Origin of the sequence: Sulfurimonas sp. ST-25, assembly GCF_048079205.1 — a bacterium.
Lineage (GTDB): Bacteria > Campylobacterota > Campylobacteria > Campylobacterales > Sulfurimonadaceae > Thiomicrolovo > Thiomicrolovo sulfuroxydans.
The window spans coordinates 318,543-333,444 of the sequence record NZ_CP182225.1 but is presented as its reverse complement, the minus strand read 5'-3'; the positions used below and the strand labels follow the sequence as shown (position 1 = coordinate 333,444).

Here is a 14,902-nt window from a genome sequence, read left to right as displayed (position 1 = left end):
TAGGGTTTCTGGAGGTACCCCTGAATGCGCAAACACCGTGGATTGGCCCCCGAAGACACCCTCTTTTTCGATCCGAAGCGGCTTGCCGTGCTGCGGCAGGCCGTCGGCGACCTCTCGTGGCTGCTGCAGCGCGGCTACAGCACCAAGGCGGCCCTCGTTCTGGTCGGCAACCATTTTCAGCTCGTCGAGCGTGAACGGCTCGCCATCGTGCATACCGCCGGCGACGGCGCACCGAGACACTCCCCCCTGGCCTTCGAGACGCTGCGGGGCAAAGCGCTCTGCATCGACGGTTTCAACCTGCTGATTACCCTCGAAACGGCGCTGGGCGGAGGCATCATCCTCATCGGGACAGACGGCTGCTACCGCGACATCGCCAATATCCACGGCGCCTACGCTCTTCGGGCTGAAACCGAGGAGGCCATCACCGTCGCCGCCACTGCGCTCAAAGAGGCCGGGGTCGCCGAGGTGCTGTGGCTCTTCGACCGCCCCGTTTCCAACAGCGGCAGGGTCGCCGCCCTCGTCAACGATACCGCACACAGGCTCTCGGTCCCAATGGAGGCGCTCACGGCCGACGAGGTCGACGCCAAAGTGAAACGGTGCGGCGGCGTCGCCGTCACCGCCGATTCGGAGATCCTCGCCGGCGGGGTGGCATGGTTCGACCTCGCCGGCCATATCATCCAAAGGCAGATCCCGGATGCACGCCTTATCGACCTGCGTTCTGCTACCGATGCTTAAGCCTTCCCCGGAGGCCCTGCACCCCTCAGACCCTCCTAAGCAAGCTGTGTTAAGATTGCACTATCAGACGGCCTCCCTGGAGTGTTGGCCGTTTGCTCCAACGAATGGGCGCATACTATGACGTATCCTCTCGCGCTTTTATCCATCTTCTTTTTACTGTTCGTGCTCTGGGCCTCCATTGTCTATGTTCGCGCACGCCGCCGCAACAGGCTCCTGGAGACGCTGCGCACCATGCCTTTTCCCGAGGAGTGGCGCCGTTACCTGGAACGGACCGTTCACTATCCTCAGCTCAGCGAAGAGGAGCGCCGGCGTATCGAACGTGCCGTCCTGCGTTTTGTCTATACGAAACCCTTCAGCGGTGTCGGGCTTGAGGTGACGGAGGAGATGAAAGCCGTCATCGCCTTTTACGCCTGTATGATCGTGCGGCACCGGCCCGAATCCTACGACTACCCGACGCTGGAGGGCATCATCATTTACGCGGACGGTTTCCTTGTCGATGAGTACCATGAACACGGCGGGATCGTTTCGGAACAACGTGCGGTGCTTGACGGGCAATCCTCCCACGATACCGTCGTCCTTGCCTGGCCCGACGTGGAAGCCGAGGCCTACCACCCCTCCGAGTACAACGTCGTCATTCACGAATTCGCCCATCTCCTCGACTTCGAGGACGGGCTGACCGACGGCGTTCCGCTGCTGCCCAAAGAGAGCGCCCCCAAATGGGAGCACGTCATGGCGCGGGAGTTCAAACACCTCGCGGCCGCCACGGAGCACGGGCACCTGAACGAAAAGCAGCAGCTCCTCGGTACTTATGCCGCCACGGACATGGCCGAGTTTTTTGCCGTCGCTTCCGAGCGCTACTTTATGCAGCCCGACGCTTTCGAGCAGCACTACCCCGAACTCTACACCCTCTTTTCCGCCTACTACGGCTGATACTGCCATATATCAGCTCTTTTCACTGCAACCGTAAACGATTCTCGTCTGACGATAAAACTATATTTTTATTTTAGTTTAATCGTCAAGTATTATAATGCTGACAGATTATTTTCATAAGGAGTAAAAATGAATGAGAATTTCAATGAGCGTCTGGCATCCATTATCGCCAACGACGTCGCCAAAGAGAACCTCGGCCATATCGACCTGCACAAAGCGCGGGAACTGCTGATGGACGCCGGTGCCGTGCTCTTTGACGTCCGGCCGCCGGCGAAGGTGGAGGGCGAAAATGCCCAGGAAGCGGGGATCAAAAATGCCCATTACACGCCCTACCCGGCTTTTGCCGCCTCCCTGGACCTGCTGCCCGAAGACAAAACGACCCCGATTATCACCGCCTGCGTCAAAGGGTGGTTCGGCAACCGCGTCATGGCCTACCTCGAGATGATGGGCTATGCCAATGTCTATATCCTCGACACCAGCGTCACGGCGCTGATCGAAGCACACTACGCCCACAGCGGCCGCTGAGACCGGCACGATACAAAGGAAAAACCGCATGAGAAAAACAGTGATCTCCCTGATCGCACTGAGCGCACTGGCCGCTTCCGCTTTCGCCTACGACGCCGCGAAAGCCGCCGAGTTTGACGGCTTCTTCTCCCACATGACCCACAAGGCGTGCGCCAACTCGACGCTCTTCGTCAAGGCCGACGACGTCATGAAGATGCTGCGCGAAGCCAAACCGATGCTCCTGCTCGATATCCGGACCGAAGGGGAAGCCTCCGTCGTCGGTCTGGGCACTGCAGGTTCCAGACACGTCCCCGTCGAGCACCTGTTCGAAAAAACGAACCTCGACGCCCTCCCCACGGACCGCCCGATCATCCTTGTCTGCTACTCCGGTACGCGGGCAACGATGGCGGCCATGGGGCTGAAAATGATCGGGATCAAGAACGTACAGGTGCTCAAAGGGGGCATCGTCGCGCTCGCAACTTCCGATACGACAAAAAACGCACCGATAAAGGAATCAAAATGAAAATCGCCATCCCCGTAGAGGGTGAAAACCTCAAAATCGTCAAACGCACGGGGCAGGCCCCCTACTACGCCCTCTTCGACGACACCGTCTTCGAGCGGATCGTCGAGGCGCCGCAAAGCGGGCATGCCCACGACGACCATCTCGATCACCATGACCATGAGGACCACGACGGCCATCACGGGCATCACCACGCCGAAGACGAGGAGCATATCAAGGGACACGGCAAGAGCCTCTCCAACCTCGCCGGTGTCGAGATGATGCTCGTACGCATGATCGGAACGCATATGAAAGAGGCGGTCGACCGCGCCGGCATCACCGTCAAGAAGATCCGCGAGAAACACGGCGAAACCGCCGATGAAGCCGTCAAAAACTATCTAGAGGAGAAAGCAGCATGAAAATCGTATTCCCGACCGATGAAGACATGGGATTCCTCTCCCGCCGCGGGGCGCACTTCGGCAAGGCCAAGTACTACACCCTCGTCACCGTCGAAAATAATCGTATAATGGATGTCGAAGGTATCGTCAACCCAGGCCACGATGCCGGCGGCTGCGGCAACGCCGTCGCCAATATCATGGCCCTGCACCCGGACGCGCTGGTCGTTTCGGGTATCGGCGGCTCCCCGGCCAAAGGGTTTGAACAGGCGGGCCTCACCGTCTATGTCGACCGCGAATCGCCGACGGTACGCGACTCCGTCGAACGCCTGATGCGTAACGCCCTCGGCGCCCTCGGCGGCAAAGGGACCTGTTCCACCCACTGAGCAAGGATGAGATCATGAAGCTTTCAGCCATTTACCGTTTTTACCGGGACGGTTTCAGCGCCATGCGGCTTGGCCGTACGCTCTGGACCGTCGTGGCCGTCAAGCTTCTCATTCTTTTCGGCGTAATCAAGCTGCTCTTTTTCAACGATACCCTGCAGAGCCGCTTCGACAGTGACGAAGCGCGGCAGGAGTATGTCAGCCGACAGCTGACGGGCACACCGTAACCCCCCAGTAGTTTATTCGATACTATAATACTCTGCACCCCAGAAGGGGAGAGGCGTGTCGAGAACAGGACAAAAATGAAAATGAAAAGGATAATTAATGCTGTATGAAACGGCCGCAAGCGTTGACTGGGCACGGGCCCAGTTTGCCCTGACGGCGATCTACCACTTCCTGTTCGTCCCGCTCACCCTGGGACTCTCGTTTATCGTCGCGATCATGGAGACGCTCTATGTCCGCACGAACGACCCGCAGTGGAAGCGGGCGACGAAGTTCTGGATGACCCTCTTTGCCATCAACTTCGCCGTCGGCGTCGCCACGGGGCTGATCATGGAGTTCGAGTTCGGGACAAACTGGGCCAACTACTCCTGGTTCGTCGGCGACATCTTCGGCGCGCCCCTGGCGGTCGAGGGGATCCTCGCCTTCTTTATGGAGTCGACCTTCTTCGCCGTCATGTTCTTCGGCTGGGAGAAGGTGAGCAAAGGGTTCCACCTCCTCTCCACCTGGCTCGTCGCCGTCGGTTCGAACCTCTCCGCCCTCTGGATCCTTGTCGCCAACGGCTGGATGCAGTACCCCGTCGGCATGGCCTTCAACCCCGACACCGCCCGTAACGAGATGGCCTCCTTCTGGGATGTCATTCTCTCCCCGGTTGCGATGTCGAAGTTCTTGCACACCATCAGCAGCGGCTACGTCATCGCCGGGCTCTTCGTCGTCGGAATCTCCGGCTGGTACCTGCTGAAGAACCGCGACGTGCTGATCGCAAAGCGCAGCATGGTCGTCGGCGCCTCTTTCGGCCTGCTTGTTTCGCTTTTCCTCGCACTGAGCGGGGATGAGAGCGCCTATAACGTCGCGCAGAAACAGCCGGTCAAACTGGCCGCCATGGAGGGGCTCTACAAAGGCGAGACCCGCGCGGGCATCATCGCCTTCGGCATCCTCAACATCGACAAAGAGCTGGGCGACGACCGCCACGAGTTTTACGGCGACATCGAAATCCCCTACGCCCTCTCTTTCCTGGGCTACCACGATATCGACGCCTTCGTGCCGGGCCTCGACGACCTCGTCTACGGCAACGAGAAGCACGGCATCGAACCGGCGCAGGCGCGGATTGAGCGCGGCAAGACAGCGGTTGCGGCGTTCAAGGAGTACAAAGCGGCCGTAAAAGCGGGCGATGACACTGCTGCGGCCGAAGCCCGCACGGTGCTCGAAGCAAACATCGCTGATTTCGGCTACGGTTACCTCGAGAAACCCGAAGATATCGTCCCGCCGATCGCGCTGACCTTCTACAGTTTCCACGTCATGGTGGGACTGGGCAGCTGGTTCATCCTGCTCTTCCTTGTCCTGCTCTACCTGACGATGGCCAACGAGATCACCCGATTCCGCAAACTGCTCTGGCTCGCCATCTGGTCGATCCCGCTGGGCTACATCGCCGCCGAAGCGGGCTGGATCGTCGCCGAGGTCGGCCGCCAGCCCTGGGCCGTGCAGGACCTGCTGCCCGTCGGCATCGCGATGACGGACATCTCGATCAGCAGCGTCCAGACAACCTTTTGGATGTTCGCGGCGCTCTTTACGGCGCTGCTTGTCGCGGAGATCAAGATCATGCTCCGCCAGATTAAAATCGGACCCGACGGAGGAGACCACTGATGTTTGAAGCACTCACCTTTTTACAATTGCAGCAGTACTGGTGGATCATCATCAGCCTGCTGGGCGGACTCTTTGTCTATATCATGTTTATCCAGGGGGGCCAGACCCTTCTGAACGCTCTCAGCGACAACGAAACGGAGAAGACGATGCTCGTCAACTCGCTGGGACGCAAATGGGAGCTGGGCTTTACGACCCTGGTGCTCTTCGGCGGGGCGCTCTTTGCCGCCTTCCCCCTCTTTTACGCCACGAGTTTCGGCGGGGCGTACTGGGTCTGGATGATCATCCTCTTCTGTTTTATCATCCAGGCGGTCAGCTACGAGTACCGCAAGAAGCCCGACAACGTCCTGGGGCAGAAGACCTACGAGGCCTTCTTGTATATCAACGGCAGCCTCGGCGTCGTGCTGCTCGGCATCGCCATCAGCACCTTCTTCAGCGGTGCGGATTTCGCCCTCGATGAGAGCAACTTCGTCCACTGGCAGGGGGCTGCGCGGGGCCTTGAAGCGCTGCTGAACCCCATGAACTACCTGCTGGGCTTCGCCCTGCTCTTCCTCGTGCGGATCGCGGCGGGGATGTATTTCATCTCGAGCATCGACCATGCGCCGATCGAAGCCAAGGCGCGTATGATGATCAAGCGTAACATCGTCTGGTTCCTGCCCTTCTTCCTCGGTTTCGTCGCCTGGGTTTTCCTCAAAGACGGCTTCGCCTACGACGCCGCCACCAAAACGGTGTCGATGGTACCGCACAAATACTTCTGGAACTTCATCGAAATGCCCGTTGTGGGCATCATGTTCCTCGCAGGGGTCGTCATGGTCCTGCTCTCCGTCTTCAACACGGTCTTCCGCGGCAAAGGCTGCTGCGCCTGGACCAACGGGGTCGGGATCGTGCTGACGGTTATGGCGGTGCTGCTCGCCGTCGGGTTTAACGGCACGGCCTTCTACCCCTCGACGCACGACATCCAGCACTCGCTCACCATCGAGAATGCCTCCGGCAGCCACTACACGCTGACCGTGATGAGTTACGTCTCGCTGATGGTGCCCTTCGTCCTCGCCTACATCGCCTACGCGTGGCGGCAGATGGACCGGGTCAAGATCACCGAAGAAGAGATCACCGCGCCCGACGCGCACAACTATTAAGGAGTACGGTATGGACTACACATCTTCACTCATCTGGTTTGCATCCTGGCCGCTGATCATCTACGTCAGCTACCGCTTCGTCCGCCTCAACGTCGACGAGATCGCACGCCGAGAAAAAGAGCAGTCGTGACCCCATTTGGGGAAGGGGTTTCGATACAATCACAGTATGAAAGAACACTCCCGCGCCAAAGAGGCCTTTAGCAAGGCCCTGCGCTCCCTCGCCGCCATGACGCCGATGCTCCTGGCCGTCATCGCCCTGGTGGGCCTCTTCCAGGCCTTTGTCTCCCCGGAGATGCTCCGCGCACTCTTTAGCGGCTCCGCCTTCCTTGACACCCTGATCGGGACCGTCATCGGCGGGATCTCCATCGGCCAGCCCGTCATCAGCTACATTATCGGCGGTGAACTGCTCGGCGAGGGGATCTCGCTCTATGCCGTGACCGCCTTTATCCTGGCGTGGGTGACCCTCGGGGTCATCCAGCTGCCGCTGGAGGCCTCCCTCTTCGGCAAACGCTTCACCGTCATCCGCAACCTGCTCAGCTTCGTTTTCGCGATGCTGATCGGTTTCGCCACAGCCTTGACGCTGCAGGGGCTCTCGTGAAAAAAGCACCGGCCCCCGCCCTGAAATGCAACGGCTGCATCCTGCTCGCCGTCACCCTCCTGGTCTACGGCACGGCCGCCCTGTTCGCGCCGGACAAAACCCTGGCAGCGGCGGAGGAGAGTCTCGGTATCCTGATGAAGATCCTTCCCATCCTGCTCGTCGTCTTTTTCCTCACCGCTTTGCTCAACACCTTCCTCAAACCCAAGAGCATCGCGAAACATCTCGGCAAAGGTGCACGGCTCCGCGGCTGGTTCATCGCCCTCTTCGGCGGGATCCTCAGCCACGGCCCCGGTTACGTCTGGTACCCCATGCTCGCCGACCTGCGGAGCCAGGGGGCCCGCGACGGCCTCATCGTCGCCTTCTTCTACGCCCGGGCCATCAAGCTCCCCTGGCTCCCCGTCATGATCAGCTACTTCGGCATCGGTTTCACCCTTGTGCTTAGCTTCTACATCCTACTGGGCGCCTGGCTGCAGGGGATCATTGCCGATAAAATACTGGTAAAGCATGAAACGTAAAGAGTATCAACATCTGCTTTTCCGTCAAGGCCGAAACGGTAGTTAGCGGGTCGAGCGGATCACCTAGGCATGGCAGTGCCCGAGAGCGGCAGCCTTTTATCCTTTTTTCTTCCCGGTTCGGCTTCTTTTTTGGATAAGCAAAAAAGAAGGGGAACAAAGCACCTCATCAAGAAGGAAAACAATGAAAACCATCTACCTCGCCGGCCCCGACGTCTTCGAACCCGACCCTTTTGCCGCGGGCGAGGCTCTCAAGCAGCTCTGCAGCGAGCACGGCTTCGAAGGGCTCTTCCCCCTGGACAACGCCATCGAAGCCTTCGACCACCCGCACAAAACCGCCGAAGCGATCCGGAAAGCGAACATCGACCTCATCCGCCGGGCCGACATCGTCATGGCGAACCTCAACCCCTTCCGCGGTTTCGAACCCGACTCGGGCACCGTCTACGAGGTCGGGTTCGCCGAGGCCCTCGGCAAGCCGGTCTTCGCCTACGCGGCCGACCGCCGCCATATGCCCGAACGCCTGCGGGAACATCAGCGGCTCTCCCCCGACGCCGTGCAGTGCCGGGAGGGCAAAAGCATCGAGTCCTTCGCCCTGTCGCACAACCTGATGTTCGCCCACACGCTCGTGGCAGACAATCCCCGCGGCTGCCTGCGCCATATCGCGGAGCGCTTCTGCTGACGCACCCAAAGTATTCGGTGCTATAATATTTCACGGCACCTATGAAAAAGGATTTGCGATGCGTGAGCTTTTCGACGGGTTTTTGGACGGCATGGAAGAAGTGCTGCGGCGGCGGACGATGATCGTCCTCGTCATTTTCGCCACGGTGGCTGCGGGCATCTGGGCGATCATAGGGATGCTCTACTGGGAACATTTCCTCACCTTCAGCGACCGTCTCGTCGAATGGCTCCCCTTTGCAATGCTCCGCTCCAACGGGGCGTGGATGCTCTCGACCTTCCTCTGGGTCCAGGCCATTATGCTCACCGTCGCCCTGCTCTCGCTGCTGCTGACGGTGACGCTCTACCGCGATCTTCCCAAAAAAGATTTTACCAAGGCCGCCGTCTGGCTGCTGCTGGGCGCCACGATCTTCTGGACCGTCGTGTGGCTTTTCAAAGGGAGCACCATCTACGACGGCGTGCTGAAGCTGCTGACCATGCTTCCCTTCGATACCGTCGAGAACGGGGTCAGTACCCTGCTGATCTTCTACTTCCTCTACAACGCCGCCATCATCACCATGCTCTTTTTTACAAGCCTCTACTCGCCGGTGCTGCTACGTCGCATCCGCGAAGAGGTCTATCCCTACGAGGACGTGCACAGCGAAGCCGAACTGCGCTCGCTGGTCTACACCGCCAGAAACACCCTCCTGTTTGTTGCCGCCTCTCTGGTGCTGATGCCGCTGCTCTTCGTCCCGGTGCTCAATATCTTCGTCCAGCTGCTGCTGTGGATCTGGCTGGTCAAGGACACCTTCACCTACGATGTCGGGGCACTCTTCTTCAACCCCAAGGAGCTGCGCCTGATCAAAAAGGGTGACAAGCACATTTGGGCCGTGGCCGCCGTCACTGCGCTGTTCAACTTCTTCCCCCTGCTCAACTTCGCCGGTCCCTTTATCGGGGAGATCATGATGTTCCGCTACCTCGTCGGGCTCAAAAGCAAACCCTAGACCGGGGCCGGGATGAACGATCAGACCCTCGGCACCTTTTTACTGCTGCTCGCGCTGCTGTTCGCACTGACCTATCTCCTCGCCGGCCTCTTCGAACGGCTGAAGATCCCGGGAATCCTCTCGGCGCTCTTCGTGGCGATGGGGGCGCATTATACGCCGATCGAACCGATGCTGACCCAGGGGGTCAACGGTGCCGTCTTCACCGTCCTTGCGGACCTCGGCGTCCTTTTCCTGCTCTTTTTTATCGGCCTGCAGATCGACACGAATGCGATGCGGCGCCAGGGGAAGGATATCCTGATCGCCACGGTGCTCAACACCTCCGTTCCCTTCCTCCTCGCCCTGGGGTTTATGCTCTACCTCGGTTACGGCTGGCTCATCGCCGTCGTTATCGGATTGACACGGATGCCGACGGCCGAAGCCGTCATCGTCCCAATCGTCGATGAATTCAGACTGCTGCGGACAAAGGTCGGCAACTACATCGTCGGCGCCGGGGTCATGGACGACGTCATCGAGGTCTTTCTCGTCGCGCTCGTCTCCGTCTGGGTCGGGGAGCGCAGCGGCATCATCACCTCCGATTCGATGGAAGTCGTGCATATCGTGACCAACATGGCCATCTTCATCACCGTCGCCTGGGGCGTCCGCAGCCTGGTCCTCGTCCCCCTCTCCCGCTGGCTGCAGATCAAAGTCCCCAACCTCATCCTCCTGATGATCATCGTCCTTTTTATCTTCGGCGGCTTCGCGGAGTATGTCGGGCTGGGACTGGTTGTCGGGGCCATCGTCGCAGGGATGCTGATGCGGCCGGTATTTACCGCGGCGACGAAAACCGGTGCGGAGGCGACCAAGGCGGTCCGGGCCGTCAGCTACGGATTTTTCGGCATCATCTTTTTCCTCTGGATCGGGATGAGCATCGACCTCGAGGGATTGGGTGCGGCTCCCCATCTGGCCATCGGGCTCTTTCTAGCCGACTTCATCGGGAAGACGGCGGGCATCCTCCTGATGGTGCCGATGAAAAAACTGACCTTCAAAGAGGCCCTGACCATCGGTATCGGCCTGAACGTACGGCTGACGACGGAGATCATCGTCGCCAAGCTGCTCTTTGACGCCCAGCTGATCGACCTCCAGCTCTTTACCGCCCTGGTGGCCGCCTCCTCCTTCTCGACCATCGCCGTCCCCCTGCTCTTCATCTTCATCGTCTCCCGCTGGAGGAGCGCGATCACAGGAGGTGCGGAGGTCGTGCCCGCTCCCATGGCCGGAATCGTGATCACCGAAACGCAGACGCCGTGGCACGCCAAAGCGATCGCGGAGGTCACCGCGCTGCTGGGCACGGATGTCGGCACGGGGCTGGATGACGCCCGGGCCAAGAGCCGTCTCGCCGAGGCCGGCCCCAACCGTATCGAGGCCGTCCGCAAAGAGGGGTGGGGTTCGATCCTGCTGCGCCAGTTCACCGATGTGCTGATCCTCATCCTTGCCGCGGCGGCAGTCGTCTCTTTTGCCGTCGGCGAAATCGGGGATACGATCACGATCCTCGCCATCATTCTCCTCAACGGCCTGCTGGGCTTTGTCCAGGAGTTCAAGGCGGAAAAGGCGATCGAAGCGCTGCAGAAGATGCTCTCCCCGCGCTGCAAGGTGCTGCGCGACGGCAGCCGGAGCGAAATCGACGCCGAAGCGCTTGTCCCCGGCGACGTCGTCCTGCTCGAAATAGGCGACAGGGTCCCCGCGGACCTGCGGCTGCTCGAAGCCGTCAATCTCAAAGCCGACGAATCCGCCCTCACGGGCGAATCGGCCTCCGTCGGCAAATCGGCCGACAGCATCGCCGAAGCGACGCCTCTCGCCGAGCGCAGCGACATGGTCTGGATGGGGACGAATGTCACCAACGGCTATGCGCGGGGGATCGTCACCGGCACCGGCATGGCGACGGAGTTCGGACGCATCGCACGGCTGACCAGCGAGGTCGAACAGACCCGTACTCCGCTGCAGAAACGGCTCGCCGTCCTGGGTAAACGGCTCGGTATCCTCTCCGTCGCCGTCTCGGCGCTGGTGGCGATCATGGGCTACCTCTTCGGCAAACCGGTCATGGAGATGTTCCTCACCGGCATTTCCCTTGCCGTCGCCGTCGTCCCCGAGGGACTGCCCGCCGTCGTCACGATCACCCTTGCGCTCGGCGTCAAGGCGATGGTGCGCCAAAACGCCCTGCTGAGGCGCCTGCAGGCGGCGGAGAACCTCGGCAGCGCCGACGTCATCTGTACGGACAAAACGGGAACGCTGACGAAGAACGAGATGACGGTACAGCAGATCTGGCTTTTCGGTGGCGGCGTGACCGTCACCGGCAGCGGGTATGATCCCGCCGGCCATTTTGAGGCCGACGGACACAAAATTGATTACAAGGGCCGTGCCGACCTTTTGGCGCTGCTGAAAACGGGGCTGATCTGCAACCACGCCTCACTGCACCGCGAAGCGGGTGCGTGGGGAATCACCGGCGAACCGACCGAGGCCGCCCTGATCACCGCCGCCTACAAAGCGTGGATGGCGCCGGCGGACGTCCGCATCGTCAGCGAGTTCTCCTTCAACTCCGAGCGCAAACGAATGACGACGGTGATCGACGAGGATGGGGCCAGGGCCGCCTACGTCAAGGGGGCGCCCGAAGTCCTCCTTGCGCGCGCGGCCTCCTATCTCGAACACGGTGAAATTCGCCCGCTGGACGCCGAGGCGCGCGGCCGCTTCGAAGCCGCCTACACCTCCCTCGCCGCATCGGGTCTCCGCACCCTCGCCCTGGCCACGCGCACCCTCGCCCCGGAGACGAAGCTCGATCCCGACGCGGTCGAACAAGCGCTTGTCCTGCTCGGCATTGCCGGCATTATCGACCCGCCGCGTCCGGAAGTCCCCGAGGCGATCCGCACGGCGAAAAGCGCCGGCATCGCCGTCGTCATGATCACCGGCGACGCCCCGTTGACCGCCATGGCGATCGCCGAGAAGATCGGGATGCACCCGCCGCGGGCCGTCACGGGAGCAGAACTGGCGACCATGAACGACGCGGCCCTCGCGTCGGCGCTGCAGGCGGAAGCGATCTTTGCACGGACGACACCCGAGAACAAGCTGCGCATCGTCAAAGCCCTGCAGCGCGAAGGGATGGTGACGGCGATGACGGGCGACGGCGTCAACGACGCGCCGGCGCTCAAGCGCGCCGACATCGGCATCGCGATGGGGATGCGGGGTACGGACGTCGCCAAAGGGGCCTCCGACATGCTCCTGCTCGACGACAACTTTGCCTCCATCGTCAACGCCGTGCGCGAAGGGCGGCGCCAGTACGACAATATCAAAAAGTTCGTCACCTACCTCCTCTCCTCCAATATCGGGGAGGTCCTCGCCATCTTTATCAATATTCTGCTCGGCGGCCCGCTGCTGCTCCTGCCCGTGCAGATCCTCTGGATGAACCTCGTCACCGACGGGATGACCGCCGTCGCCCTGGGCATGGAGCCCGCGGAAAAGGGGCTTATGCAGCGCCCTCCCCGGGCAGGGAACAGCACCTTCCTGCAGCGAAGGGGGATCTTGATGATCCTGCTGCTGGGCGCCTACATCGCCGGGGCAACGCTGTGGATATTCCACTACTATCTTGCCTCCGGCATGGCGGAGCCACAGGCGGTCATGCTGGCGCAGACCGTCGCCTTCACGGCGATCATCGTGCTGGAAAAGATGAACGTCTTCAACTACCGCAGCCTGCATGCGCCGATGCCGATCATCGGCTTCTTTACCAACCCCTGGCTGCTCGGCGCCTGGGTGACGACCGTCTCGCTGCAGGCCGCCGCCGTCTACGTGCCGTTTCTGCAGGAAGCCCTGCATACCGTTGCGCTCGGCTGGCAGGACTGGCTGCTGATCTTCGAGATCGCGCTGCCGCTCTTCGTCATCGTCGAACTCTATAAGTGGCTGGAGTGGTGGGGACGGCGCAACGGCCTTCCGGCGGAGGTCTAAAGGTTTCGATAGTGCAAAAGCACTCTGCGCACGCGCGGGAAATGCCGTTCAAGGTGTGAGAGTTCCTGCATCAGCGCCCCGCTCCACTCCGTCTCTTTGCGCCGGATCTCCTGCAAGAACGCAATGCGGCGCTCAACGAAGTAGAAGTAGAGCATGATGCTGACAACAGCGGCATAAAGGCACCAAACGGAGGTGACGGCATAGGGTTTCCACAGCGTAATGCCCACCAGGCCCATCAGGTTGAACCATCCGAAGAGCTGTACGGAGACGCTGCTGCTCAGGACCAGCGGCCCGCAGGTCGTGAGAATATAGGCGATGTTGATCCACCCCTTTTGCGTCCACGCGTTGACGTAGACAAGCGCGTCGTGCTTCACCGCAACGTACGTCGGCTGTACGGAGAGTCCCCACAGCGTATAGGCCGCCAGAATGCCGCCCAGTACGAGAAGCACCCCGATCACCCTCCGGTACCATCCCGAAGGCTCCAGCAGCCAGATCGCCAGCGGCACGAGAAACGGCAGCAGCCCCTGGGCATAGAAGATGAAGATGCTCTCCGCCATCTCCAGCGCGCGCGGTTCGATCAACCCGTCCATGCCCAGCCAGACGAACCCCTGGGTGAACTGGTGCAGGGCGAAAAGCAGCGGCAGGCTCGCGAAGACGACCTCTTTTGGCTCGCTGACCCGCCGAAGCGTCAGCAGGCCGATCACGCCCAGGGCACCGGAGAGCGTAAAGTTCATAATGGCAAAGAACATGGCTTACTTTTTCAGGTCGTGAATGAGCGTCGAGCCGCATTTTTTATGCCATTTCACAATCGCCTCCCACGCCTCTTCAGCCGTTTCGGCGAATGCGAAAAGTTCCCGGTCCTCTTCGTCTATCGTCCCCTCCTCGACAAGCATCTCGAAATTGATGATCCCCCGCCAGTAGCTTTCGCCGACGAAGACGACGGGCATCGGGTCGATCTTGCGTGTCTGCACCAGGGTCAGCACTTCGAAACATTCGTCCAGGGTCCCGTAGCCGCCGGGGAAGATGACAAGGGCTTTGGCCCGCCGCAGAAAGTGGAGCTTGCGGATGGCGAAGTAGTGCACCTGGAAGCAGAGTTCGGGGGTAATGTAGGGGTTGGGGTACTGTTCATGGGGCAGGGTAATGTTGAGGCCGATCGATTTGGCCCCGACGTCGAAAGCCCCGCGGTTGGCCGCCTCCATGATGCCCGGCCCCCCGCCTGTCATCAGGGTGATCTTCGTATCTTCGGGCCCTTTGCCGCTGCGGCCGACGATCCTCCCGAAAGCGCGGGCCGTCTCGTAGTAGTGGCTCTTGGCCAGGATCCGCCGCGCAATGCCCAGCTCTTTTTCAAGGGCCTCGCCGTCTTTGGCGTTCCGTTCCGATTCGAGGCTCTCGATCAGGCGCTTGGCCTCCGCCTCCTCCATGATCCGCGTGGAGCCGAAGACGACGATGGTGTGTTCGATGCCGTGTTCGCGCAGCAGCAGCTCGGGCTTGAAGTAGTCCACCTCCAGCCGCACGCCCCGCACCTCGTCGCGCCGGAGAAAGTTCGGGTCCCGGTCCGCCTGGATAAAATTGTCGTGGGCCATGATGGCCTTCACGCGTTTATGTGCTTTGGGGTCGTCCTCGTTGGGCTTCGGGTGTTCCCACGGCAACGGCTTCTGGTGCCGTTTCAGCAGCTTGCGGAACGCTTTTTTATCATGGTTTTTCTTCATGGCTTTCTCTTTCAACT

At 60.7% G+C, this 14,902-nt stretch carries 16 protein-coding genes; 14 read left to right on the top strand and 2 right to left on the bottom strand.

The window, feature by feature from the left end:
• Window positions 1-24: 24 nt before the first annotated feature.
• The 14 genes from ACM66T_RS01685 to ACM66T_RS01620 all read left to right on the top strand — a co-directional run bounded on the left by ACM66T_RS01685 (window position 25) and on the right by ACM66T_RS01620 (window position 13,176).
• On the top strand, window positions 25-735 hold the full coding sequence (locus ACM66T_RS01685) for a DUF434 domain-containing protein (protein WP_416768708.1): 711 nt from the start codon (window positions 25-27) through the stop codon (window positions 733-735).
• A 117-nt stretch (window positions 736-852) separates the two neighbouring features.
• On the top strand, window positions 853-1,665 hold the full coding sequence (locus tag ACM66T_RS01680; protein WP_231019989.1) for a zinc-dependent peptidase: 813 nt from the start codon (window positions 853-855) through the stop codon (window positions 1,663-1,665).
• A gap of 129 nt (window positions 1,666-1,794) precedes the next feature.
• Entirely contained in the window at window positions 1,795-2,190 is a 396-nt protein-coding gene (locus ACM66T_RS01675) for a rhodanese-like domain-containing protein (RefSeq protein ID WP_231019987.1), read from the top strand.
• 28 nt (window positions 2,191-2,218) lie between these two features.
• Window positions 2,219-2,692 carry a rhodanese-like domain-containing protein gene (locus ACM66T_RS01670; RefSeq protein ID WP_231019985.1) on the top strand — a complete coding sequence of 158 codons (474 nt, stop codon included), beginning with the start codon at window positions 2,219-2,221 and terminating at the stop codon, window positions 2,690-2,692.
• Window positions 2,689-3,087 carry a NifB/NifX family molybdenum-iron cluster-binding protein gene (locus ACM66T_RS01665; protein WP_231019984.1) on the top strand — a complete coding sequence of 133 codons (399 nt, stop codon included), beginning with the start codon at window positions 2,689-2,691 and terminating at the stop codon, window positions 3,085-3,087. The genes ACM66T_RS01670 and ACM66T_RS01665 overlap by 4 nt, the downstream gene beginning before the upstream one ends.
• Window positions 3,084-3,449: a NifB/NifX family molybdenum-iron cluster-binding protein gene (locus ACM66T_RS01660; RefSeq protein ID WP_231019982.1), complete on the top strand. Its 366-nt coding sequence runs from the start codon at window positions 3,084-3,086 to the stop codon at window positions 3,447-3,449. Before ACM66T_RS01665 ends, ACM66T_RS01660 begins: the two co-directional genes overlap by 4 nt.
• 14 nt (window positions 3,450-3,463) lie before the next feature.
• Complete coding sequence (locus tag ACM66T_RS01655) at window positions 3,464-3,673, top strand: DUF4492 domain-containing protein (protein WP_231019980.1); 210 nt, start codon at window positions 3,464-3,466, stop codon at window positions 3,671-3,673.
• A 97-nt stretch (window positions 3,674-3,770) separates the two neighbouring features.
• On the top strand, window positions 3,771-5,309 hold the full coding sequence (locus tag ACM66T_RS01650; protein WP_416768707.1) for a cytochrome ubiquinol oxidase subunit I: 1,539 nt from the start codon (window positions 3,771-3,773) through the stop codon (window positions 5,307-5,309).
• Entirely contained in the window at window positions 5,309-6,442 is a 1,134-nt protein-coding gene (gene cydB / locus ACM66T_RS01645) for a cytochrome d ubiquinol oxidase subunit II (RefSeq protein WP_416768706.1), read from the top strand. The genes ACM66T_RS01650 and cydB overlap by 1 nt, the downstream gene beginning before the upstream one ends.
• A 166-nt stretch (window positions 6,443-6,608) precedes the next feature.
• Entirely contained in the window at window positions 6,609-7,040 is a 432-nt protein-coding gene (locus ACM66T_RS01640; protein WP_416768705.1) for a permease, read from the top strand.
• Window positions 7,037-7,555, top strand: coding sequence for a permease (locus ACM66T_RS01635; protein WP_416768704.1), 519 nt, complete (start codon window positions 7,037-7,039; stop codon window positions 7,553-7,555). Before ACM66T_RS01640 ends, ACM66T_RS01635 begins: the two co-directional genes overlap by 4 nt.
• Before the next feature lie 181 nt (window positions 7,556-7,736).
• Window positions 7,737-8,231, top strand: coding sequence for a nucleoside 2-deoxyribosyltransferase (locus ACM66T_RS01630; RefSeq protein ID WP_416768703.1), 495 nt, complete (start codon window positions 7,737-7,739; stop codon window positions 8,229-8,231).
• Between the two features lie 58 nt (window positions 8,232-8,289).
• A complete protein-coding gene (locus tag ACM66T_RS01625; protein WP_231019969.1) occupies window positions 8,290-9,210 on the top strand; it encodes an EI24 domain-containing protein in 921 nt (306 codons plus the stop codon).
• Window positions 9,211-9,222: 12 nt separating this feature from the next.
• Window positions 9,223-13,176, top strand: coding sequence for an HAD-IC family P-type ATPase (locus ACM66T_RS01620; protein ID WP_231019967.1), 3,954 nt, complete (start codon window positions 9,223-9,225; stop codon window positions 13,174-13,176).
• On the opposite strand, the gene ACM66T_RS01615 is transcribed toward ACM66T_RS01620, so the two are convergent.
• Window positions 13,173-13,925: a DUF6629 family protein gene (locus tag ACM66T_RS01615; RefSeq protein ID WP_231019965.1), complete on the bottom strand. Its 753-nt coding sequence runs from the start codon at window positions 13,923-13,925 to the stop codon at window positions 13,173-13,175. The genes ACM66T_RS01620 and ACM66T_RS01615 overlap by 4 nt on opposite strands.
• A gap of 3 nt (window positions 13,926-13,928) precedes the next feature.
• Entirely contained in the window at window positions 13,929-14,885 is a 957-nt protein-coding gene (locus tag ACM66T_RS01610) for a TIGR00730 family Rossman fold protein (RefSeq protein ID WP_231019963.1), read from the bottom strand.
• Between the last annotated feature and the right edge of the window lie 17 nt (window positions 14,886-14,902).